The sequence below is a fragment of the Burkholderia sp. Bp9099 genome, from assembly GCF_003857805.1.
Taxonomy (GTDB): Bacteria; Pseudomonadota; Gammaproteobacteria; order Burkholderiales; family Burkholderiaceae; genus Burkholderia.
This window is the reverse complement of sequence record NZ_QTPU01000010.1, coordinates 170,846-193,086: the sequence shown is the minus strand read 5'-3', so window position 1 is coordinate 193,086 and position 22,241 is coordinate 170,846. Positions and strand designations below refer to the sequence as shown.

At 60.5% G+C, this 22,241-nt stretch carries 19 protein-coding genes and 2 pseudogenes; 8 read left to right on the top strand and 13 right to left on the bottom strand.

All coding sequences use genetic code 11. The features are described 5' to 3' along the window. Positions 1-37: 37 nt before the first annotated feature. Positions 38-1,000 (bottom strand): 2-hydroxyacid dehydrogenase, encoded by a 963-nt coding sequence (locus DIE17_RS13790; RefSeq protein WP_124921004.1) that lies wholly within the window; start codon positions 998-1,000, stop codon positions 38-40. Between the two features lie 76 nt (positions 1,001-1,076). After that, entirely contained in the window at positions 1,077-1,283 is a 207-nt protein-coding gene (locus DIE17_RS13785; protein WP_124921003.1) for a hypothetical protein, read from the bottom strand. Positions 1,284-1,313: 30 nt separating this feature from the next. Here DIE17_RS13785 and DIE17_RS13780 point away from each other — a divergent pair, with 30 nt between their 5' ends. From DIE17_RS13780 to DIE17_RS13765, 4 genes are all read left to right on the top strand, one after another. Further along, a complete protein-coding gene (locus DIE17_RS13780) occupies positions 1,314-2,072 on the top strand; it encodes an SDR family oxidoreductase (protein ID WP_124921002.1) in 759 nt (252 codons plus the stop codon). 96 nt (positions 2,073-2,168) lie between these two features. After that, entirely contained in the window at positions 2,169-3,455 is a 1,287-nt protein-coding gene (locus DIE17_RS13775) for an MFS transporter (protein WP_124921046.1), read from the top strand. 47 nt (positions 3,456-3,502) lie between these two features. Beyond that, positions 3,503-3,895: a VOC family protein gene (locus tag DIE17_RS13770; RefSeq protein WP_124921001.1), complete on the top strand. Its 393-nt coding sequence runs from the start codon at positions 3,503-3,505 to the stop codon at positions 3,893-3,895. A gap of 60 nt (positions 3,896-3,955) precedes the next feature. Next, entirely contained in the window at positions 3,956-5,200 is a 1,245-nt protein-coding gene (locus DIE17_RS13765) for a citrate/2-methylcitrate synthase (protein WP_124921000.1), read from the top strand. 115 nt (positions 5,201-5,315) lie between these two features. Here the strand turns inward: DIE17_RS13765 and DIE17_RS37960 are convergent, their stop codons facing one another. Further along, entirely contained in the window at positions 5,316-5,450 is a 135-nt protein-coding gene (locus tag DIE17_RS37960) for a hypothetical protein (protein WP_260439231.1), read from the bottom strand. A gap of 50 nt (positions 5,451-5,500) precedes the next feature. Between DIE17_RS37960 and DIE17_RS37955 the strand changes: the two are divergent. Next, positions 5,501-5,639, top strand: a pseudogene (locus tag DIE17_RS37955) (H-NS family nucleoid-associated regulatory protein); the annotation flags it as partial. Between the two features lie 344 nt (positions 5,640-5,983). On the opposite strand, the gene DIE17_RS13755 reads toward DIE17_RS37955, so the two are convergent. The 3 genes from DIE17_RS13755 to ligD form a co-directional block, all read right to left on the bottom strand. Further along, positions 5,984-6,790, bottom strand: coding sequence for a tetratricopeptide repeat protein (locus tag DIE17_RS13755; protein ID WP_185735370.1), 807 nt, complete (start codon positions 6,788-6,790; stop codon positions 5,984-5,986). Positions 6,791-6,819: 29 nt separating this feature from the next. After that, the gene (locus DIE17_RS13750; protein WP_124920998.1) at positions 6,820-7,734 is read right to left on the bottom strand and encodes a Ku protein; all 915 of its coding nucleotides are present in this window, start codon (positions 7,732-7,734) and stop codon (positions 6,820-6,822) included. Positions 7,735-7,849: 115 nt separating this feature from the next. Then, positions 7,850-9,061 carry a DNA ligase D gene (gene ligD / locus DIE17_RS13745; protein WP_124920997.1) on the bottom strand — a complete coding sequence of 404 codons (1,212 nt, stop codon included), beginning with the start codon at positions 9,059-9,061 and terminating at the stop codon, positions 7,850-7,852. Here ligD and DIE17_RS37410 point away from each other — a divergent pair. Both DIE17_RS37410 and DIE17_RS13740 read left to right on the top strand, forming a co-directional pair. Further along, complete coding sequence (locus DIE17_RS37410; RefSeq protein ID WP_185735376.1) at positions 9,026-9,292, top strand: hypothetical protein; 267 nt, start codon at positions 9,026-9,028, stop codon at positions 9,290-9,292. The two genes, ligD and DIE17_RS37410, sit on opposite strands and share 36 nt — an antisense overlap. Positions 9,293-9,296: 4 nt before the next feature. Next, the gene (locus tag DIE17_RS13740) at positions 9,297-11,345 is read left to right on the top strand and encodes an MFS transporter (protein WP_124920996.1); all 2,049 of its coding nucleotides are present in this window, start codon (positions 9,297-9,299) and stop codon (positions 11,343-11,345) included. Between the two features lie 21 nt (positions 11,346-11,366). Here DIE17_RS13740 and DIE17_RS13735 read toward each other — a convergent pair whose 3' ends face one another. Then, a complete protein-coding gene (locus DIE17_RS13735) occupies positions 11,367-12,344 on the bottom strand; it encodes a LysR family transcriptional regulator (protein WP_124920995.1) in 978 nt (325 codons plus the stop codon). Between the two features lie 258 nt (positions 12,345-12,602). On the opposite strand from DIE17_RS13735, the pseudogene DIE17_RS13730 reads away from it, so the two are divergent. Then, positions 12,603-13,115 (top strand): annotated as a pseudogene (locus DIE17_RS13730) (IS5 family transposase); the annotation flags it as partial. Between the two features lie 131 nt (positions 13,116-13,246). On the opposite strand, the gene DIE17_RS13725 reads toward DIE17_RS13730, so the two are convergent. The 6 genes from DIE17_RS13725 to DIE17_RS13700 all read right to left on the bottom strand — a co-directional run bounded on the left by DIE17_RS13725 (position 13,247) and on the right by DIE17_RS13700 (position 21,979). Next, entirely contained in the window at positions 13,247-14,950 is a 1,704-nt protein-coding gene (locus tag DIE17_RS13725; RefSeq protein ID WP_021158310.1) for a GMC family oxidoreductase, read from the bottom strand. Positions 14,951-15,043: 93 nt separating this feature from the next. Beyond that, entirely contained in the window at positions 15,044-15,883 is an 840-nt protein-coding gene (locus DIE17_RS13720; protein ID WP_059463576.1) for an ABC transporter permease, read from the bottom strand. Positions 15,884-15,887: 4 nt separating this feature from the next. Then, positions 15,888-17,150: an ABC transporter permease gene (locus tag DIE17_RS13715; protein WP_042973933.1), complete on the bottom strand. Its 1,263-nt coding sequence runs from the start codon at positions 17,148-17,150 to the stop codon at positions 15,888-15,890. Positions 17,151-17,167: 17 nt separating this feature from the next. Then, positions 17,168-18,205, bottom strand: a complete 1,038-nt coding sequence (locus DIE17_RS13710) for a polyamine ABC transporter substrate-binding protein (RefSeq protein ID WP_021158306.1) — start codon at positions 18,203-18,205, stop codon at positions 17,168-17,170. Positions 18,206-18,239: 34 nt separating this feature from the next. Further along, positions 18,240-19,334: an ABC transporter ATP-binding protein gene (locus tag DIE17_RS13705; protein WP_124646193.1), complete on the bottom strand. Its 1,095-nt coding sequence runs from the start codon at positions 19,332-19,334 to the stop codon at positions 18,240-18,242. Positions 19,335-19,513: 179 nt separating this feature from the next. Continuing rightward, positions 19,514-21,979, bottom strand: coding sequence for a CoA transferase (locus DIE17_RS13700; RefSeq protein ID WP_260439230.1), 2,466 nt, complete (start codon positions 21,977-21,979; stop codon positions 19,514-19,516). Between the last annotated feature and the right edge of the window lie 262 nt (positions 21,980-22,241).

Genomic DNA, 22,241 nt, shown 5'->3' with positions numbered 1-22,241 from the left:
ACACCCCGGCATGGGCGAGCGCTCTCGCCCGCCGTCATCACAGCGCGTTCGGCGCCCCCTTCCCGTCAAGCACCGCCGCGACGTTGTCGAGCGCGGTAAACCCCATCTGGTCGCGCGTCTCGATGGTCGCGCTCGCCATGTGCGGCGACAGAAACACATTGTCGAGCGCGGCAAAGCGCGGATCGATGTTGGGTTCGTTCCGGTAAACGTCGAGCCCCGCGGCGAACAGCCGATGCGACGTCAACGCATCGTAAAGCGCATCCTCGTCGACGAGACTGCCGCGTGCCGCATTCACGAATACCGCACCGGCGCGCAGTAAGCCGAATTCGCGGCGGGTCATCAACGGCGTGCCGCCGCCGGGCACGTGCAGCGTGAGGATGTCGCACTGCGGGAGCAGCGTGTCGAGATCCGCGCAATAGCGTGCACCGGCCTCGATCTCGGGCGGTGCGGGACGCCGGTCGGTATAGACGATCTTCATCCCGAAGCCGCGCGCGCGCTGCGCGACCGCCCGGCCGATCCGCCCGAAACCGACGATTCCGAGCATCTTGCCGTTCACGCGCGTGCCGAGCATGTCGGTCATGCCGAACGACTTTCCCCACCCCGCGCGCACGATTCGCTCGTACTCCGATGCACGCCGGCACGCGGCCAGCACCAGCAGCATCGTGAAATCGGCCGTGCAGTCGGTCAGCGCATCGGGGGCGTTGCTGACCGCGATTCCGCGTGCGCGTGCGGCGGCGACATCCATGTGGTCGTACCCGGCGCTCGCGTTCGCGATGATCTTCACGCTCGGCGGCAATGCTGCGATGTGCTCAGCCTGCAGCCCCGATTTCTTGCCGATCAGCACCGCCGGCGTCTCGTAGCGGTTGCAGAACTCGACGACGGACGGCGCGTCCATGTCGGCGTCCGTTATATACGCGTTGAATTCGGATTCTGCGCGTGCGGCGACTGCGGCGGGAATGCGTCGCGCAACCAACAGGCGGGTGCGATTGTTGTCAGGCATGGTCTCGTCCTTGGGTCGAAAAACGGAACACAGGCTACGAAGCGCAGTCGGCGCGGGTCAATATTGATTGGTTCGATCAACATGTCCGCGCGGCATTGAGCGACCGGATGATCGACCGATTCCGACCATATCCTCTGCCATGCGCGATGCCGTGCCGGCGCGCGAACGGCGCAGCCGCGAACTCAGGAAAACCCTGACGCCAGCCCGTCTGGACGGGGCGGTTGATATTGATTGAAAGAATCAAGATTGCTGCGAAATCGTCGCCGCGCAATGCTTTTTGCATGTTCAACGGACTGAAGACGAGGGCGTGAAAATGCAGGCAGAGAAAAAAATCGCGGCAGTGACGGGCGCCGGCACCGGAATTGGGCAGGCAGCGGCGGTTGCGCTGGCGCGAGCAGGCTTCACCGTCGCGCTGCTCGGCAGGCGTATCGATCCGCTGCTCGCGACGCAGGAGATCGTCGAGCGGGCCGGCGGCGTGGCCGCGGCCATTCCGACCGACGTTTCCGACGAGGCATCGGTCGATGCGAGCTTCACGCGGATTGCGCATGACTTCGGCCGCCTCGACGTGCTGTTCAACAACGCGGGCCGCAACGCAGGCGCCGTGCCGCTCGACGATTATTCGCTTGAGTTCTGGAACGACGTGGTCGCCACCAACCTGACCGGCGTGTTCCTGTGCGCCCGCGCCGCGTGGCGCCAGATGAAGCGCCAGACGCCGCAAGGCGGCCGCATCATCAACAATGGCTCGATCTCCGCGCACACGCCGCGCCCGAACACGATCGCGTACACGGCCACGAAGCACGCGGTCCTCGGCATCACGCGCTCGCTCGCGCTCGACGGCCGGCCGTTCAACATCGCGTGTGGCCAGATCGACATCGGCAACGCCGCCACGTCGCTGACCGAGCGGATGAACAACGGCGTGCTGCAGGCCGACGGCCGCGTCGCACTGGAGCCGCGCGTCGACGTCGCGTACGTGGCGGACGCGATCGTGCAGATGGCGAGCCTGCCGCTCGAAGCGAACATTCTGAACATGACGATCATGGCGAGCGCGATGCCGTTCGTCGGGCGCGGCTGACCGGACGAGCGCCGGCGTACGAGACAACCGCGCGCCGGCCCTGCAATCAGGAGACAGGAGACGACATTGAAAACCGCAGAAGAGCAGGTTTCGGTCATGCGCGAGTTCGACGCGCACGCAGGCACCGCAAGACGATCACGGGTGCGCTACGGCGTACTGTCGATGCTGCTCGTGGCCACGATCCTCAACTACATCGACCGCTCGGCGCTAGGCATCGTCGCGCCCGCGCTATCGAAGGATCTCGCGCTCACGCGTGTGCAGATGGGCGAGCTGTTCGCCGTGTTTGGCCTCGCCTACTCCATCGCGCTGCTGCCGGCGGGCGTGCTCGCCGACATGCTCGGCTCGCGCGTCGCATATGCGCTGTCGCTCGTCGGCTGGTCGCTGGCGACGCTCACGCAAGGGCTCGCGCACGGCTACCACATGCTGCTCGGTTCGCGGCTGGCGATGGGCGCGCTCGAGGCGCCCGCGTTTCCGTCAAATGCGCGCGCGGTGACGATGTGGTTCCCGGTCCAAGAGCGCGGCTTCGCGACGAGCGTATATGTGATGGGCCAGTACATCGGCACACCGCTCTTCACCGGGCTGCTGCTGTGGATCTCGTCGGCGTTCGGCTGGCGTACCGTGTTCTTCGCAACCGGCGCATTCGGCATCCTGTTCAGCGTCGTCTGGTACCGGCTCTATCGCGATCCGTCGCGCCATCCGCGCGTCAACGCGGCCGAGCTACAGTACATCACCGAAGGGCAGCCGGTGGTGACCGCGCGCAATCGATTCGACTGGCGCATGGCGCTGCGCCTGCTCGGCTACCGGCAGATTCTCGCGATCTGTCTCGGCAAGTTCTGCAACAACACGCTGCTGGTGTTCTTCACGACCTGGTTCATGACCTACCTGGTCGAGGAACGGCACATGTCGATGATCAAGGTCGGCTTCTTCCAGGCGATGCCGTTCATCGGCGCGACGCTCGGGATCCTGATCGCCGGCTATCTGTCCGATCTCTGCATCCGGCGCGGCGTTTCGATGTCGTCGTCGCGCAAGGCGCCGCTCGTGATCGGCACCTTCCTCGGCGCATCGATCGTGCTCGTCAACTTCGTGCAGTCGAACGCGCTGGTGATCGCGATCCTGACCGTCGCGTTCTTCGCACAGGGAATCGGCTCGATGTCGTGGGCGGCCGTGTCCGAGATCGCGCCGAAACGCTATGTCGGGCTCACCAGCAGCATCACGAGCCTCGCCGCGAACATCGCGGCCGTCACCACGCCGCTGATGATCGGCTACGTGACGCAGCGCACCGGCAACTTCTCCTGGGCGCTGAACCTGATGGGTGCGATCTGCCTCGTCGGCACGCTCTCGTATTCGGTGCTGCTCGGCAAGCTGTCGCGTATCGAGCTCTGACCCGGTTCGCCCCCTTTTACACTCCACTGTACGTACCGCACACGACCATGATCGAATTCAAATGGGATCACCTGCAACTCTGCTCGGCTGATGCCGAAGCCACCGCCGCGTGGTTCGCGCGCTGCCTGAACGCCGAAATCGTGCGGCGCCCGGGCCGCGTCGACCTGCGAATCGGCGCCCTCAACCTGTTCATCACGGCGCTGCCGGACGCGCGTTTGGCGATCGTGCCGGACGGCGCGCGCATGCAAGGGATCGACCACTTGGGCGTGCTGGTCGAGGATCTGGATGCGGCTTACGCGCATCTGGTCGACAACGGCGCCGAGATCGTCCAGCCCGTCACGCGGATCCGCGCCGGCGTGCGCGGCTGTTTCGTGCGCGCTCCCGGCGACATCCTCGTCGAGGTGCTCGAGCGGCGCCCGGCCGAGATGACATTCAGCTGAACCCGGTCTATAGTCGGCGCAAGCGGCCGCGCACCGGCCGCATCCTCATCACGACTCCCCATGCAGAACTGGATCACCCTGACGGAAGCGGCGCGGCGGCTCGGCGTGCGGGCGCAGACCGTCTACGCGTACGCCAGCCGCGGCAGCATTGCCGTGATGCAGGATCCCGACGATCCGCGCAAGAGCCTGTATCGGGCCGAGGATGTGGTCGCGCTGTGCCGCAAGAAGCAGGTCGGCCGCAAGCGAGCGGCGCTCGCGGCCAGCACGATCTTTGGCGCCGAGCCGTGCATTTACAGCGGCATCACCACGTTCTCTAAGGGTCGCGCATGGTATCGCGGCCGCGACAGCATTGAACTCGCCGATACCGCGACGCTCGAGGAAACGGCTGCGCTGCTCTGGCAGGCCACCGAGCCAGTGTCGTTCGACGCACCAGCGATCGTGCTGCCGCCCGGTGAGCGCGACCGGCAATGCGCGTTCACGATGCTCGCGACGCTGGCGCATGGCCATTCGACGCTCGGCCGGCTGGACAGCGCGCTGCACATCGAGGCCGGGCAGCTCGTCGCGATCGTGTCGCGCGCGTTCGGCGCGCACGACGATACCGGCGCAAGCGCGCTTCACACCCATCAGCGGCTCGCGGCCGGCTGGGGCCTCGACAGACATGGCGCAGACCTGCTGCGCCGCGCGATGGTGCTGGTCGCCGATCACGAGATCACGAGTTCGGCATTCGCCGCGCGCATCACCGCATCGACCGGCGCGTCGCTCGCGGGCTGCCTGCTGACGGGGCTCGCGACGTTGTCGGGACCGCTGCACGGCGACGCGTCGGGACGCGTGCGCGCAGTGTTCGACGATGTGCAACGATTGGGTGCCGAGCGCGTCGTCGATCATCACCTGAAGTCCGCAATCCCGATTCCCGGTTTCGGCCATCATCTTTACCCCGACGGCGATCCGCGCGCGGCCGCGCTGCTTGCGCGGCTCGATCCGCCGACGGAACTCGCGCACTTCATCGACAAGGTCACGACGCTCACCGGCCAGCGGCCGACCATCGATGTCGCGCTGGCGATGCTGTCGGTGCAGCTTCAGTTGCCGCGCGATGCGGCGTTCGGGCTGTTCTCGATCGCGCGCAGCGTCGGGCTGCTCGCGCACTGCATCGAGCAGTTGCGCGTCGGCAAGGTGATCCGGCCGCGCAGCCGTTATACGGGGCCGGCGCTCGATGATCGGCATCTGCGGCCCGCCGCCGAGAACGATGGCAAACTGCCGAAAGCCGGCGTGATCGACAAGAACCGCGTGTTCAAGGTGGTGGAGTAACTCGCGTGACAACCGTAGACCGAATTGAACGCGTCACCGTTTGCAAGGCAAAGTTTTCATTGGCTGCGGCTTGCGAAGACCGGTGTCAACTCCCCTGCGACGCCGGCAGTGGCAGTCACGCGTTGTGCGCAATCTGAGTTTGAGCGGGCAATCGCAGCATAGTGATAAGGCCGGTGATCGCATCGGCGGCCGCCTTGACCTCCCGAAAACACTCACCGTCCGGATGGGCGAGTACGTCGATCAGATCCATCCGACCGGCCCGCCGCGCTATCTGCGCCGGCGTGTGTTCGCGAGGGCGCCAAGGTCGCGGAGTACGGTATTACCGAGAAGGACATCTTCGGCACGCGCCGAGGTCGGTCGGCAAAGCAAGCGAAGACTCTGGTAGAAGCGAAGTTATCGCGCCCCGAAGACTGGCGCGACCTGGTCGGGCCGTGGCCGTAACAACTGCATGTCCACTGGTACTTTCAGTCTGCACAAGGGAGATGCGCGACCTATAGTCGCGCATCTCGGAGAAAAAGCGCTGTCCTTAGATGAGGATATGCCGCCCGTAAGGCGCCTTCACGGCTTCTTCACCCTCGTTTCCTGGAGTGCTATCTCCTTAAACTGTTTCGTCAGCAGCAGCTTGCGAAAACTTGCTCCTGCGGGCATAAGCCCGAACCGCACACGCTGATATTTTCGCCACATGTCAATGGCGGCCTACGTCTCCGGATCGGTCATCTCGGCAGACCAGTAAAGCTGCGAGTGACAGCGATATTACCTCGGCTGGAGCATGCCCTCACCTCACTATTCAGTCAGCCTGCGATACGCACTCAAGTGGCGTATGAGGCCCTGCCGGTCGCCGCGCATCTCGAGAAGAATTGCGAGATTGTGATGTGCGTCTGCATATGATGGGTCGAGTTCCAGACATCGCTCATAGCTTCGCTCCGCATCGTCCTTTCGGCCGAGTTCTTCGAATGCAACGGCCCGATTGAAATGCAGGGCTGCGTCATCGGGGAAGTGGGCTATCGCCTCATCGAATACCTGTAGCGCATCTTCACTTCGTACCTCGAGTTCGCATAGCAACGCACCCAAGTCAACGTAGGCGGCATAGAACGGCCCCGGCGAGAGCGCCAGCGCCTTCCTATAAGCCTGCTCGGCTCCCTTCACATCGGATGTCCTGAGTTGCTCGCCGAGTTCGTACCACTCCTCTGCCTCGTGCGCCAGGTCCTTTTGTGCCGGTGTGTTGTCGAGAAATACTACGTCGCCTTTGATTTCAGCGACCTCGAAATCCAGGAGGAGTTGGCCGGTAATCACATCCCACTGCGAGGGTCCCGTCCGTACTGCGACATCGTTACCCACGGCGGATACCCGAATGCCTGTCAGCGGCAACTCGTCCGGCAATGCCTCTCTCAATCGTGAGAGAGCGATGATAATTTTCCGAGGCGGGATTCGAGCAGTGCGCAACTGCAGTGCAGTTCGCAGCAGGACGACATCCTGGAAGGTAAAGCGATATCCGTTTCGCGCCCCGCGCCTGGGGGTCACGAACCCCGCCGCTACCAGGCTGGAAACCACGTGGCGAGAAACGCCCAGCATGGATTGCAGGTCCCGCATCGAAATCGCGCGCGCCGCGTCTTGTGACGTCACTTGCGTGCCCGAACCTTCGGAGGTTGTTCAGCAACTTCCCTCGGTGCACGCGTCGCAGGCTTGCGCGCCTTCGGTGCCGCTGCAATTTCCGCGGCGGTCTTTCGCTTCGGCGTCCGAGCGGACTTCGCTTTCGCAGAGCCTTTCAGACTCGCGCGCAACGCCTCCATCAGGTCGATGACCTGTCCGCCGACAGCTGTGGCCTCGGCGGGCTCATGAATGACGACCTGCTTGCCTTCAATCTTTTCGTCTATGGCGGCGAGGATGCGTTTTTTCTCTTCGTCCTCGTATGCTATCGGGTCATAGCTGTCTTCGGCGCCCTGCTCGATGATTTGAAGCGCAAGTTTCAGTTCCGGGTCGGATACGTAAACGTTTTCGATATTCAGTTCCTTCAGTGAGCGAACCTCATCCGCATAGAATAACTGCTGAAAAACGAGCCCGTTTTCTTCGGGTCTTACCTGGACTATCCGAGTCTTGCCTTTGAATGCCCACTTGGCCAGCGCACAGCGGCCGCTTTCTGCCAGTGCTTGCTGCAGCAAGCTATATGGCTTGCCGCCCCGTTTGTCAGGGGCGATGTAATACGCCTTGTCGTAGAAGACCGGGTTAATCGCTTTCTCCGGTATGAAGGCCAGTATCTCGACGACATGACTGGCTGATTCTTCCAGAGCCTTGAATTCATCGCTGGTGAACACTACGAATCGGTCCTTCTCGAACTCGTAACCCTTCTTCATGCTCGAGCGCTCGACGACATCTCCAGTCGCTTCCGATATGTACTGCTGCTTCACGCGTGACCCGTCTGGGGCGAGCAAGTTGAACCTAACATCAGACGAACTCTCCGTCGCCGTATACAGCTTCACCGGAATCGAAACGAGCCCAAAGGAAAGGGATAGAGAGGCGATTGAACGGGAGGGCATGGACGTCTCCTCGCGGATGAGCATGTTCAGCGTGTCGCCCCGCAAAGCACGTGGCGCTGCGGAGGCTGACGCATTTACAGGAACGCCCGCGATATCGGCGTTCTTGTACTGAACATCAGTGTAGGCGCTTTAGAGCAGATGCCAACGACTGACTCGTGGACCAGTAGTCCACCCACGGATCCATGGTTTGGAAACTGAGATACTCACGCGCCGTCTGGACGGTCCATTGCGCTCCGGTCTTCAACTCAGACAGTTGCTCCCACGAGACTGGCATCGACACCCCCATGCCGGGTCGTGCCCGCGCGGTGAAGGCTGCCGCGGTTGTCTGTCCCTTCCCATTGCGCAGATAGTCGACATATACCTTTCCGACGCGATTTGACGGCCCCGAAGTCGCCGAAAAGCGCTCCGGAATCGTCTTGGCGAGGTGCCAGACGAATGCCCGTGAAAACAACCTCACCGACTCGTATTCAAGTCTTGGCGCCAAGGGCACCACGACGTGGACCCCTTTACCGCCGCTAGTCTTCACCCATGCTTTAAGTCCTAATTCGAGCAATAATGCACGAACAAGGAGCGCTGCCTCATAAATCCGCCCCCATTTCACACCTTCACCAGGGTCCAAGTCGAAGATGACCCTGTCGGGCTTATCGAGGCGTCGAACCGTCGAGTTCCAGGTATGCAGTTCCACCACATTCATCTGCGCCGCTGAAAGCAACGCATCAGGAGTTTCGATAGTGAGCAATGGCGGATGATTTGGCCACAAGTTCCGGTCGTACGCCGTTAAACCAGGCATCGCGGTCTTCTCTGCGTGCTTCTGGAAAAACATCTCGTGCGCGATACCGGTAGGCGCGCGTAGCATTGCGAGGGGACGGCCTTTCAGATGAGGCAGCATCCACTGCGTAACGCTTTCGTAGTAGCGCACCAGGTCGAGCTTGGTGATGCCATTTGAAGGGTCAACAATTCGCCCCGGATGAGTGACCTTGACACGCGACGGAGCAGCCGATGTTACCGTCTTCCCTCCTTCGCGAACGACGCTGCTAGCAGGCTTATCGACGCGCAAACCTTTGAATGATGCCTGTCGCACTAGCCCGTCCGCCGTCCAATCTGCAAACTCGATTTCGGCGACCAGCAATGGTTGAACCCAGCGCTCGTTCCCGGCTGCTCGCCTGGTCCAGCGCTGGGACTTCGTAGCAGCCATGTCAAATGGCGATGAATTCAATTCGAGCGGTATGAGACGCGTCCAAAGGTCTCTCGCAGTCCGAGCATCCCAGCCGGTTCCCACGCTGCCGGCGTCATGAAGTTTGTCGCCAGCGTAATATCCGAGCAGCAAGCTGCCGACTGCATCGCAGACGGTGAAAGAGAATGGCGGGACGAATACATCCTATCGGTAATGCCGTCGGAGGAGGCTCAAAAAAAGATAGCTAGAGAGACTGTTCGCGGCGAGATGGACATCGTGCCCTATCTGCGAGGCAGCGAAGTGCACGCATACGTCGATGCGGCCCAAGTCCGTGCTGAGTTGCAACTAGAAGCTGAGCGGGACGACAAACACCGCAGGAGGTAATGAGATGACATCGACGCCCGAACCGGTTTCCCGTCCCGGAGGCTGGCCAGAAGACACCCCTCCACGCTCTGCACTGTTCGGTTTGGCACCGGAAGGCTTCTCTGGAGAAACGTTCGAGGAACTTTCCAGCTATTTCCGCCGGCTCTGCGATCGCCATGGCCTGCCTCCGTGGACCCTTGCGTTCCACGCAGTTACGCCCTTGATTCGTGGCTGGGACCACAACGCAGCCCGTAGGTGCTATGACCTGACCATTTGTGGCGCAGGTGAGCCAGCGGCACAGTGGTCAAGTGCACTCAAGAGGTTGACACTGCGTCACGACCTCCAGTTGACTACACTATTGCCCCTTAGCTCTGTTGTGTCGAATTACGGACTCATTTCACCGGTGGAACGCTTCTGTCCGCGTTGCTATGCGGACGACGAGCGGGCTGGCCGACAGAAATATAATCGTTTGCTTTGGGCAATCAAATGCGTGACCGCGTGCCCTGTGCATGGACTCGCATTGAAGCGAGTACCGCAAGCGCAGCGCGGAGTTGGACAAATGTCCTGTCTTCCTGGAGTCTCTGCGTTCGATGGCTCAAGCCTCGCCAATGAGGTTGCACAAGAAGCGCGTCCACACCAAATCCGGATTGCATGGCTAATTGCAGAACTACTAGATCATTCTCATCTACACCCTGAATCTTTCAGTCAGACATCCACAATTCCAGATTTCCTTCGACACGCCAACGAATTGCTATTCGGAGGCAACATCCCAGATTTCAGCCGTTATCTTGGAACCCATACGCCATCGCTTCGAATGTGGATGAGAGGATCGCTTCGCCCCACCCTTGATTGGCTCGTTGTGATTGCATATTGTTGCGACGTGAGTGTTGCGGATGTCTTGCATGGAAACCAAAAGATGTTGAGAAAACGCGCGCCGCCTCCCCCCGGCGATGTTCCCCACAGCCAGAAGACTCGAAGAGGACGGACGAAGGAGTCGGAGGCCTTCCTTATCGCCGCTCTCAATAAACTACTAGAGTCGAAAACTGTTACGTCCCAGAAACAAGCGGCGGATGCACTCGGCATCTCACGCACTCATTTGCGCAAGATTGCACCTAGGCAGACGGCGTTTTTGGTCGAGTTTGGCAAGCAATACAGGAGGCTTGTCGCAGAGGCGACTGAAGATGAAAAATTCGCAGAATATTGGCAGTCCCACAATTCGCTCACGGATGCAGGCACTTATGCGTCAGTCCAGAAGGTACTTGCTGATGTACGGGCCAGGACTCAAAAAACGTTCAGCTACGATCTACTTAGCCGCGTAATAAAAAGGTCCAAGATTTGGCAAGCACATGAAATAAAAAATGAAAGTACGGTTAGAAACAGAGTCTCAAATGATCGCAGTCTACATCGAGACTCTGCACCGGAGCAGACCGCGAATGGACTGACATCCTTCGCGCGTACAACCAATTCCTGTCGTAAACGACATCGGCAGGTTAATTCCACACCGTACACGCTATCGAGCTATCTCCTCTTCGCTCTTGCATGCCTGGGCTTTCTCCTTGCCTATGCGTTACTGTTCTGGATTCCGACCTTCCTCGTATCTTTCGGATTCGCGCCCGCCACGGCAGCGCTTGGCGCGATGGCAGCGTCGGCGGGCGGCATGGTTGGCAGTGTCGCGCTGGTTGCGTCGGCCGGGCGCATAGCCGAGGAAACGGTGCTTATGTCGCTGACGGCTCTCGGCATTGCGTGCGTGGCGGGGCTGACATTGGGCGGACTCCACGGCGAAGTGGCCGCGCTGCTGTTCGTCGCCGGCATCGGCGCCGCGACGGGAGCCATCTGCGTTGGACAAGCCGCGCTTGCCGTGCGCATCTATCCCACCGAATTGCGTACGGCCGGCATCGGATATGCCGCCGCATGCGGGCGAGCCGGCTCCGTGATCGGGCCAGCCGTCGTAGGTGCGTTGCTTGCCCGCAGTTGCAATGCGCTGACCATCCTCGGATGGGCGACGATGCCGATGATTGCGCTATTCGTCTTGCTCGCGATGCTCAAAAGGCGGGGCGCGCCCTTTCCGCGCTAACGAACTCCGTTGGCCGCGCCGTCAGTCACGGATGTGCCGGGCGGCATCCTGGTCCGCATCGCTTTGCGATGCCGATTCGCGGTCCAGGCCGAGCTTGGCCAGAACCACCTTCATGAACTGGGCGAGCGCGGGCGTCGGCGGCTTGTCGGCTCTCGTGACGGCAACGAGCGGCCCCAGGTGAAAAGGCAATCGGCAGTCGACGGGACGCAGACCGTAGGAGTCGGCCAGATCGGTCGATACGCATCCCGGCACAAGCAGCAGCGCATCGCTTTCCCCAACGGTCCTGAGCATGAGGTGGGAGATGTGCGATGAAACGATGTCGGCTTTCACGCGCATCCCCATTTCCCGTACCGCGAACTCCAACTGTTGGCGAACGATGTTGGGCTGCGCGGGCAATATCAGCGGAAAATCCAGCAGATTTTCAAGCGTGGCGGGCCCGTCCAGAAGACGATGCTCCTTGCGGGCAACGAAACAGGGATGGTCGTCGCGCAGTTTCGCAGCCTGATAGTTGTCGCTGAAGTGTCCGCTTGCAAGTCGCCCGATGACGACGTCCAGCGTGTCCTGATCGAGGCGTTCGATCATATTTTCCATCGCATCCTCGCGTAACGACACGCGTACACGAGGGAACGCCGCGCGAAACGCATTGACGCAATCGGCAAGCGCGCCCCACCAGCCGAGCGGCAGGAATACACCGACAGAGATCGCACCGGTATCGCCGTTGCGAAGCGCTTCCAGTTCTTCCTGCGCGCGCTGAACGTCTCCCAGAATCAGATGGCCGTGACGGACCAGCACCTGGCCGAATGACGTCGCACGCATGCCGGACGGCGTGCGCTCGAACAACTGCGCACCGATGATGGATTCCGTTTCCGCCAGCGATTTCGACACCGCCGACTGGCTAACCGAAAGCACATCCGCCGCTTTGAGCAGGCTGCCTTGGCGGGCGACCTCGATAATAATCGCGACGTGTCGCAGCTTCAGTCGATGATGTAACGGTGTCATGGAAGAAGGATGGCGTGCCCGAAACGATGTGATTAGCCAGACCGATGGCCGCGCTACGGAGTCTCGCAGCGGACCGAAGTAAGCCGCAGTCTAATAGGGCCATTAAAATGGCGGCATCGGTAAAAGCCCGTCATGGTAAAACGCGTCGATAGAGTGATCTAGCAAATCCGGACAGCGAGACCACCTCTAGCAGGCTGTTGGAATACCCCGGTCGGTCCTGCACGATGTAGGTTCCCGAGATCACGGAAGAGCAGGCCGATGCGAGGTGCGGACAGTTACAACAAGTCGTTGTTCAGCACGGTGAGGCTAGAAGAATTTGTTCCGCAGGCGCATCCGCTGCGCCAGGTTCGGATATGGCTGAACGAAGCGCTGTCGAAGATGGATGCGAAGTTCTCGGCAATGTACGAAGTCGAAGCGAAGGGAGGCCGACCGAGCATCGCGCCTGAGAAGCTGGTGCGGGCGATGTTGCTGCAAGTGCTGTACAGCATCCGTAGCGAGCGGCAACTGGTTGAGCAGATCTCGTACAACCTGCTGTTCCGTTGGTTCGTCGGCCTGCCGATCGAGGAAACGGTATGGAATCACTCGGTGTTCATCAAGAACCGGGATCGGCTACTGGAATTCGACGCGGTGACGGAGCTGTTCAACGCGACGGTGGAAACGGCGCAGAAACGGGGCCTGCTGTCTGGCGAACATTTCAGCGTCGATGGCACGCTGATTCAGGCCTGGGCTAGCCACAAGAGCATCCGTCGCAAAGATGGTAGCGACGACGACCGGCCAGTCGAGGATATGATTTTTCACTTGACGCCGGCCCCGCCAAGAGGCGTCAAATCAAATGCCAATGCCATGAACGACCGGGATTCCGCAGTGACGAAATTAATCTTCTCTACGCCAGTGTCTATGCGTCATGTCGACAATACTCCGCCACGAATTGTCTCCGCCGACCTGCCTTCCCGCTTTCGATCTGCACGAATCATCTCGCTAGCGCGCTCCGCGATCATCAGCGTCGGCGAATTAGTATTGCCGGACGTGATCGTCGGCATGACCGACGCATCGACGACCCGCAAGCCGCTCACGCCGCGCACGCGAAGCCGGGAATCGACGACCGAGCCTGGATCGTCCGCCCTTCCCATCCGGCAGGTTCCAACCGGATGAAAGATGGTTGTTCCGACGTTGCCGGCTGCATACTGCAACTCCTCCTCAGTCTGGAATTGAATGCCGGGCAGTATTTCCTGCGGGCGAAACCGCTCGAGCGCGGGTGCCGCAACAATGCGCCGGGTCAGTCGCAGCGCGTTGGCCGCGACGTGGCGGTCTTCCTCCGTCGACAGATAGTTGGGCGCAATACTCGGTGCCATCAGCGGATCATTCGACGTGATGTGCACGCTACCCCGCGACGATGGCCGCAATTGACAAACGGACGCCGTAAATGCATCGAACGGATGCAGCGGTTCGCCGAACCGTTCGAGCGACAGCGGCTGCACATGGTACTGGACGTCGGGGCGCGACAGCGTTTTATCGTTCGGGTCCGACTTCGCAAACACGCCGAGCTGCGACGGCGCCATCGCCATCGGCCCGCTTCTGAACAGTCCGTACTCGAGACCGATCATCAGCTTGCCCCACCAGTGAGCACTGAGCGTGTTCAAGGTCCGCACACCTTCAACCTTGAATGCCATGCGCAATTGCAGATGATCCTGCAGATTCTCGCCGACGCCGCGCAGATCCTCCACCACCTCGATTCCAAGCTTCGCCAGACGATCGGCATTTCCGATTCCCGACAATTCCAGCAATTGCGGAGAATTGACCGCGCCGGCACACAGGATCACTTCACGCTTTCCCTTGGCAATGCGCGATTCGCCGCCGTGACGAAACTCGATTCCGGTGCAGCGCTTGTTCTCGAACAGGAGTCGTCGGGTCTGCGCGTTCGTCAGAATCGTCAGGTTCCCCCGCTTCGCCACGGGTCGAAGATAACCTTTCGATGCATTCCAGCGAATGCCGTGCTTCTGATTGACGTCGAAATATCCGACGCCGGTGTTGTCGCCGCGATTGAAATCGTCCGTTGCGGGTATGCCGGTCTGCTCGGCGGCTTGCGCGAACGTTTCGAGAATGTCCCATTTCAGTCGCTGCTTTTCTACGCGCCACGGGCCGCCGGCGCCATGAGCATCGCTTGCACCGCCGTGATAGTCCTCGCTCTTCTTGAACGTTTCGAGCACCGAGTCCCATCGCCAGGACGAATCGCCCGTCATTCGCGCCCACCCGTCGTAATCCTCTCGCTGACCGCGCATGTAGATCATGCCGTTGATCGACGAGCACCCACCCAGAACCCGGCCTCTTGGATAGGACAGCGCCCTGCCGTTCAATCCCGCCTCGTCACGGGTCTTGTAACGCCAGTCGGTCCGTGCGTTTCCGATGCAATAGAGATACCCCACCGGAATATGAATCCAGTGGTAGTTGTCCTTCCCGCCCGCCTCGATCAGCAGCACGGATACGTCATCGTCCTCGCTCAAGCGATTCGCGACCGCGCAGCCAGCCGTACCTGCTCCGACCACGATATAGTCGAACTCGCCAACCGATTGCGTCAAGCGGGCTTCGTTGATCTCTCCTGCCGACATCTTGCCTCCTGGATTATTTGCATGACATCTGCGCGTCGTTCCGGACACTTGCCTCCACCAGGGCAAATCCGATCATCGCCGGCGCAGGCAACGTCAGGTCAACATCTGCCTCGCGACGGATCGGGAACGCAACCATTCCATGGTGATCAGCAGCAGACTTGAGAAGACGATGAAAATGGACGCGAGCGCGGCGACCGTGGGCGTGATGTTTTCGCGAATCCCGATGAACATCTGAAGCGGAAGCGTTCCCTGAGTCGGACCGGCGATGAACATCGTGATCACGACGTCGTCCAGCGACGTAGCGAACGCAAACAGCGCGCCGGAAATCACCCCTGGCGCAATGATCGGCAACGTAACGGCAAAAAATGTTCGTACCGGCGATGCCCCCAGGCTCAGGCTGGCTCGCACATAGTTCTGGTTGAAGCCGGCAAGCGTCGCATTGACCGTGACCACGACGAACGGCGCGGCGATCACCGTATGCCCGAATATCAGTCCAGCATACGTTCCGGCCAGTCCCCATCGGGCAAACAGCAGGTACATCCCGACGCCGGTGACGATGACCGGGACGATCATCGGCGAGATCAGGACGGCGACCAGCAAACCCTTGCCCCTGAACGATGCCTTGTTCAATCCCAATGCCGCCAGCGTTCCGAGGACGGTTGCAACGACCGTCGCGATCGGCGTCACGATGAAGCTGTTTGCGCCGGCGCGCGCCCAGTCCGTGGACGTGAACAGATTGTGATACCACCTGAACGAGAATCCGTGTATCGGATAGACGAGAAATGAGTTCTCGTTGAACGAAAGCGGAATGATCGCCAGGATCGGCAAAATCAAAAACAGTAGCACCACGACGTTTGCCGATCGCAGTGCGTAATGCCATACGATTTCCGGCGTCGACATGTAGGGCGCGAAACGCGGCACGTGAGTTTTCATGATGCTAAGCCACCTTGATTTCCGAACCGACGATCCTTCGATAGAGCGCGAAGAGCACCAGCGTCACCAGGAGAAGGACCGCACCGAGCGCACAGGCCATCCCCCAATTCAGGGCCACGTTGGTGAAATACGCGATGTAGTAACTGACCATCTGGTCGCCGGCGCCACCGAGCAGCGCCGGGGTGATGTAATAGCCCAGCGAGGTAATGAATACCAGCAACCCGCCCGCGCCGACACCGGGAAGCGTCTGCGGCACGTAGACTTTCCAGAATGCCCCGAAAGGATGACTACCAAGAGAAATGGCCGCTTTGGTGTAGCTAGAAGGAATCGACTTCATCACGCTGTAGAGCGGCAGGATCATGAATGGCAGCAAGATGTGCGTCATCGCGATCAACACCCCCGTCCGGTTGAACAGGAGCGACAGGGGCGTCGAAATCACCTGCAGCGCCATCAACGCCTTGTTGACGAGGCCCGCCCCCTGGAGAATGACGATCCACGCCGAGATCCGCACGAGAATCGACGTCCAGAACGGCAGAAGCACCAGGATCATGACGAGATTCGCCTTTCGAGCCGGCAGAATCGAGATCCAGTAAGCGAGCGGATAACCCAGCACCAGCGCCGCAAGCGTCACAAGCCCGCTGATCACGAAGGTCCGCATGAACACCGCACGGTATGCGGACGCGCCGTTCTCGACCGGCACGATGCGGCCGCCCGAGTCCTCACGATAGTCGATCGTGGCAAGGAGATACTGGCTCGTGTAACGGGACGATACGCTTGCGATCGCCTGCCAGTAGCTTGTATCGGCCCAGCGCGGGTCGACTTCGATCAGGCGCCTTTGCATATCCTGCGCGGAAATCGCCGCATCGTCATCGGTGAAAGGAAGCGCGCTGGTCGTCTTGTAAAACAACGACCGGAACCCATCCTTGAGGCCGTTCAGCCGACCGGCGGCGGTGCCGGTATCGTTGTCGCCACCGTTGCTCTCCACGTCGAGCACCAGCGCACGGTAAGCCTCGGCAGGAACGGGTGACTTGCCATCCCAGTGGCGCAATGCCGAGGTCGTCTTCGGCAATGCATCGACCACCTCGGGACTTTGAACCGATCGAGAAATCATCGATGCGACCGGCATCACGAACACAAGCAGGATGAACAGAACGAGGGGCGCCACCAGTCCAAACGCCACGACCTCCTTTCGAAACTGAACGGCTCGCAGCGACCGCTTGAGCTGGCGTGTATCCCAGCTCTGTTGCCGAGAAGTTATGGTGCTCATGCTTCTTCCCCCGGTCGTTACTTCGCGGCCCAAGCCGTAAAGCGCTGCTCCAGTGCGTCGCCGTGGTCCGTCCAGAACTCGACACTGTTGGGAATGGCGGTTTTGCCATTCTTCGCTGAATTGGGAAGCGCTGCCTGTGTTGCCGCATCGAGCATTTTCAGCGCTGCCTTGTTGGTCGGACCATACGGAATCTTCTGCGCGAACGCGACTTGTGCCTGGGGCTTGAGCACATACGAGATGTATTTTTCGGCCGCTTCCTTGTTCTTCGAGCCCTTCGGAATGACGAAGAAATCGAGTTCGTAAATACTCTGATCCCACGCAATACCGAGATTCTTGTTTCCTTCACGCACTGCCGCGTCGATGCGACCGTTATATGCGGTCGACATCGCGACGTCACCCGCAATCAGGAATTGCGGAGGCTGTGCGCCAGCCTCCCACCACTGGATGTAGGGCTTGAGTTCGTCCATCTTCTTGAACGCGCGTTCGACACCCGCGGACGTGCCGAGCACCGTGTAGACGTCCTTCGGCGCCACCCCGTCAGCCATCAGCGCGAACTCCAGGTTATAACGAGCCTCCTTCTTCAATCCCCGCTTTCCCGGAAATTTCTTGACGTCCCAGAAATCCTTCCAGCCTTGCGGCGCGCCCTTGGTCAGCGTGGGGTTGTATGCGAGCACGGTCGACCACACGAAAGTGCCGGCTGCGCAAGGCGTGGCAGCTCCGGCCATCAGGTCGCTCTTGTTGGCGATCTTGGACCAGTCGAGTTTCTCGAAGAGACCATCCTGGCATCCGCGACCGACGTCCGCCGCTTCCACCTCCAAGACATCCCAGGTGACATTTCTGGCCTCGACCATCGCTTTGACCTTGGCCATGTCACCCGTGTACTGGATGGCATTCGTCGCTATGCCGCTTTCCTTCGCGAACGGGTCCACCCACGCCGCCTTTTGAGCATTGCCGGCCGCGCCACCATAGTTGACGGTCGTGAGACCATCGGCGAAAGCTGCCACCGACAGAGACGCGAGCAGCGCGGCGCAAATCATTTTCGAATTCGATTTCATTGTCTCCTCCTACTGAGTGATAAAAACTAAACAGTCAGCTCAAGATCTTCAGGTGGTCCTCCCGGAACGACAGCGCAATCCGGTTTCCCTGACGAACGTGCGACCGCCAATCGTGTTCGAGGGGAACCTTGACGAAACACTCGGCTTGCCCCGGGCCACGGCAACGCAGTCGGACGTGGTCGCCGAAATAAATTGCGTCGAGCGTTTCGGTTTCGATGACATTGCCCTCGTTGGCCGCGAACGTCGATTCGACAGAGAGCCGTTCCGGTCGGATAACCGCCGTCGCCTGGTTGCCGACGTCAACGGACGCCACATTCAGTGCGCGCACCGTCGTCCCGTCTGCGAGCCGAAGCTGGCAGCGGTCGCCGTTCCTTGCAACGACCGTGCCGCTCATCCGGTTGTTGTCGCCGATGAAATTCGCGACGAATAGATTCGTCGGTGATTCGTACAGGCGATCCACGGTATCGAGCTGCTGAATCACGCCCTGGTCGAACACGGCAACACGATCGGACATCGTGAGTGCTTCACTCTGGTCATGCGTGACGTAGACGAAAGTCAGTCCGAGCTCTTCGTGAAGCGCCTTCAACTCGAGCTGCATGTGTTCGCGCAATTGTTTGTCGAGCGCGCCGAGGGGTTCGTCCATCAGCACGAGCCGAGGGTTGAATACGAGTGCTCGTGCCAGCGCAACGCGCTGCTGCTGACCGCCGGACAGCTGGCTGGGCATCCGTTTGCTCAGCTTATGCATGCCGACCATGTCGAGCGCTCGCTTGACCCTTGCCTCCCGTTCAGCGGGCGGCATTTTCCGAACCTTGAGCGGGTATTCCAGATTCTGCGCGACCGTAAGATGAGGAAAGAGCGCGTAGTTCTGGAACACCATCCCGATATTGCGTTTATGTGGCGGGATCCGATTCAGCAACTGGCCATCGAGCCAGATCTCGCCATCGGTTGGATACTCGAATCCTGCGAGCATCATCAGACAGGTCGTCTTTCCTGAGCCGGATGGGCCGAGCAAAGTCAGGAATTCGCCCTTTTGGATTTCAAGGTTGAGATCCTTGACGACTAGCGTCTCGCCGTCGTAAGTTTTTTTGACGTGACGAAAGCTCACAAGAGCCTGGGTCGGATCGTGCATGGCTGTCTCCAATGTAAGAATATTCACATCCCGCCGTAGCCTTGCGCACGTCGGCTGTGTGTCGCGTTGATTCATCCGGCGAACCACCGGCGCGACTGTCTCGTCGTCGCGACGTTCGCTTTGCACCGCGCTTCATGCGGGAATGCTCGACTCGTCGCGCGACTCGACAAGACCCGCAACTAGCTGGGCAAATACTCTTCGGACCAGCTATCTCCGATCGCATGTCGGGCAATCAGCATCTCGATCTCGGCATCGCTGTATCCGAACTCGCGCAGGACGGATTGCGTCGATGCACCGAATTTTTCAGCTGGTGCCAAGGCGCGAATCCGGGCATGGCGCGGACGAATCGCGAAGGGATCGAGCTGCGTGACACATCGACCGCTAGGATGATTCGCATAGACGCTGAACGAGTAGCTGCCGTTGTCGATACCGGGGCGATCGTCGCTAGGCCGGCTGTTGTGCCGACGCAGATTGACGATGTTGTCCGGCACCGCCGCCGCGATATTGGCGGCCTGCAACCTGATCTGCCAAGACGCGGCGGACGCGGTACCCAGCGCGGACGCGAGGAATGCAGCCGGATCCTTGGCTGCCGCAATTCCGGCCAGACCTTCTACTCGATCCAATTCGTTTAACTCACTTTCGCTGGTGTCCACATAGATCCAGTCGTCCGCGGCCCGGAAGAATCGAGACATCGCGCCGTAGCCGCTCGCCTCGCGACCGGACGGCTCGTCGAATGGTGGGCGATTCGCATAGTCATACGCGAACGGAATCTGTACCAGATTGCCGAGTGCCGACAAGGAGGTTCTCGCGCGCCCGACCTCGCCTGTTTTCGCCTTGCGGTAAAGCGCGGCAGCCACACCTAGCGCAGCCGCGAATCCGCACATGACGTCGATCGTTCCGACATGCGCATGCTCCTCCGGCGTCTCCATGCCGCCGCCGAATCGCACCATGATCCCGGTGCACGCCTGGATCAGATCGTCGTAGCCAAGGTAGTCGGTCCGCGGCCCGCGTCGAGGACCGCCGAAGCAGTCGAGCTGGCAGAAGATCACGCCGGGATTGATGGAACGGAGGCTCGCCTCGTCCAGCCCCAGCGGCTCAAGCTGACGATCCGGGGCATTCATGACGATCACGTCGACAGACCGGGCGAGTCGAGTGAACACCTCGCGTCCATCCGGATGGTTCAGATCGACGAGCACGCTCCGCTTCCCACGCGCCGACGACATCCCGAAGACCACGGTGTTCCACGGATCATAATTCGGCACGACGGGGTCGAGTTTGATGACATCGGCACCAAAACGGCCGAGAAACGACGCCGAATGGGGGCCGGCAATCACGTTCGTCAGGTCGAGCACACGCACCCCGTCGAGCCACCCCTGTGTTGGTACCCCCGACGGAGCCGGCAGTTCAGTACGCTCCTGCTCATCCAGAATGGCTAACGCATCCCGGAAGGTCACCGGATGGCGGGACGCCGGCGAGAGCATGGATTCGGCACAGTCTTCAAGCCACGCGACCGGCCCGGGCTGTTTCATCACACCGTATTCGAAATCGTCGACATTCACGACCAGGCCGGCAGTATTCGCGTGGCCGTCATGCAGCCACTCCCGCGTCGTCCGGTGTGCCGCTCCAGGGAAACCTCCTTCACCGAAAATCTTTTCCCACTCGGCAGCTGTTTTCGTACGAAAAACTTCCTTCATACGCGCGGAAATGCGCTTCGCCCACGCTTCAGGTAACGGATAAACCCCTAGCGACGCGTTCCCTTCCCATTCGCGAATCGGCAGGTACGGATCATCGACCCGTGGCAAACCGGCCTCCAGCATTTCCTCGTACAGTCCCATCGCCTGCAGACAGCGGCGTGCGTGCGAGCGATGTGACGGGCATACCGTATAAAACTTGCGACCGTCGGCGCACTCGTAGGTCCGGTAGAACGGATCCAGATATTCCTGCAGCGCTTCGTACGACAGATCCATCGGTAGATTGTTGGAGCGCCGCCGCTCGATTTCCTTTTCGCGCAGGGTCTTGTATCGCTCGGGGTAGTTCTCGATATGGATCGAGTTGTAGGAGAGCCCCTCCATCACAGCCGACGCCAGCGGGACCTCGATTTCATCTCCCATGCCGGTGCGCTGCCGTGCCTGCAACGCAAGCCCAACAGCCGAGACGGCCAGCATGGTGCCGTAGGCAGACGCCAGCGGCAACGGCGAGAAACTCGGGTTGATGCCCATCAGCACGCGGTTCTGCCCCATGTCCGTAAAAACGCCCGAAGCCGCCGCGATGATCGGCTCGAACGCGCGCCATTCGCGACGTAACTGGTCGTTGCTGGCAAAGCCGGGCATCGAGAGCGTGATCAGTTGCGGGCGTGCTTCACGCAACTTCGCGAAATCGAGACCCAGCCGCGCCATCACGCCCGGCCGGAAGTTCTCGATGACAACATCCGCGCGGCGGATCAGATCCTTGGCTTCTTCCAGGCCTTTGTCGGTCTTCAGATCGATCTGCAGGCAATGCTTGCCGCGATTGAGCACCGCATTGGCCGGGCTATCCCAAAGCGGCCCGGCTGGAGGATCCACGTGAATGACGGTCGCACCAAGATCCGCGAGGATCATCGCGACGGCTGGCCCCGCAATGTACTGGCCGAAATCGATGACTTTCACACCGCTGAACGGCAATTGATTGCACTTTCCCATAATCCGCCGAGTCGCCTCCAGACTGGCCGCATCGCGCGACCGTCGATCATCATGTTGTGGACAATCCCCGTCACCGCCGGCCGGCCGCGTCGAGTCGCGGTTGGATGCCGGTCAAGCGGGATGGAAGCAACTTTCGATGAGAAGCCGTGGCGGGTAAAGCAATAAAAAAAACGAGGATGGGTACGTTTTTTTTATGACTCGAGCAGATGATGGGCAGATCGGAGATCGC

Coding starts and splice junctions, on each gene's coding strand:
- DIE17_RS13790 (WP_124921004.1), bottom strand. CDS start 1,000: ATGCCTGACAACAATCGCACCCGCCTGTTGGTTGCGCGACGCATTCCC.
- DIE17_RS13785 (WP_124921003.1), bottom strand. CDS start 1,283: ATGCAAAAAGCATTGCGCGGCGACGATTTCGCAGCAATCTTGATTCTT.
- DIE17_RS13780 (WP_124921002.1), top strand. CDS start 1,314: ATGCAGGCAGAGAAAAAAATCGCGGCAGTGACGGGCGCCGGCACCGGA.
- DIE17_RS13775 (WP_124921046.1), top strand. CDS start 2,169: ATGCGCGAGTTCGACGCGCACGCAGGCACCGCAAGACGATCACGGGTG.
- DIE17_RS13770 (WP_124921001.1), top strand. CDS start 3,503: ATGATCGAATTCAAATGGGATCACCTGCAACTCTGCTCGGCTGATGCC.
- DIE17_RS13765 (WP_124921000.1), top strand. CDS start 3,956: ATGCAGAACTGGATCACCCTGACGGAAGCGGCGCGGCGGCTCGGCGTG.
- DIE17_RS37960 (WP_260439231.1), bottom strand. CDS start 5,450: ATGGATCTGATCGACGTACTCGCCCATCCGGACGGTGAGTGTTTTCGG.
- DIE17_RS13755 (WP_185735370.1), bottom strand. CDS start 6,790: ATGCGGGACCTGCAATCCATGCTGGGCGTTTCTCGCCACGTGGTTTCC.
- DIE17_RS13750 (WP_124920998.1), bottom strand. CDS start 7,734: ATGCCCTCCCGTTCAATCGCCTCTCTATCCCTTTCCTTTGGGCTCGTT.
- DIE17_RS37410 (WP_185735376.1), top strand. CDS start 9,026: ATGAAGTTTGTCGCCAGCGTAATATCCGAGCAGCAAGCTGCCGACTGC.
- DIE17_RS13740 (WP_124920996.1), top strand. CDS start 9,297: ATGACATCGACGCCCGAACCGGTTTCCCGTCCCGGAGGCTGGCCAGAA.
- DIE17_RS13735 (WP_124920995.1), bottom strand. CDS start 12,344: ATGACACCGTTACATCATCGACTGAAGCTGCGACACGTCGCGATTATT.
- DIE17_RS13725 (WP_021158310.1), bottom strand. CDS start 14,950: ATGTCGGCAGGAGAGATCAACGAAGCCCGCTTGACGCAATCGGTTGGC.
- DIE17_RS13720 (WP_059463576.1), bottom strand. CDS start 15,883: ATGAAAACTCACGTGCCGCGTTTCGCGCCCTACATGTCGACGCCGGAA.
- DIE17_RS13715 (WP_042973933.1), bottom strand. CDS start 17,150: ATGAGCACCATAACTTCTCGGCAACAGAGCTGGGATACACGCCAGCTC.
- DIE17_RS13710 (WP_021158306.1), bottom strand. CDS start 18,205: ATGAAATCGAATTCGAAAATGATTTGCGCCGCGCTGCTCGCGTCTCTG.
- DIE17_RS13705 (WP_124646193.1), bottom strand. CDS start 19,334: ATGCACGATCCGACCCAGGCTCTTGTGAGCTTTCGTCACGTCAAAAAA.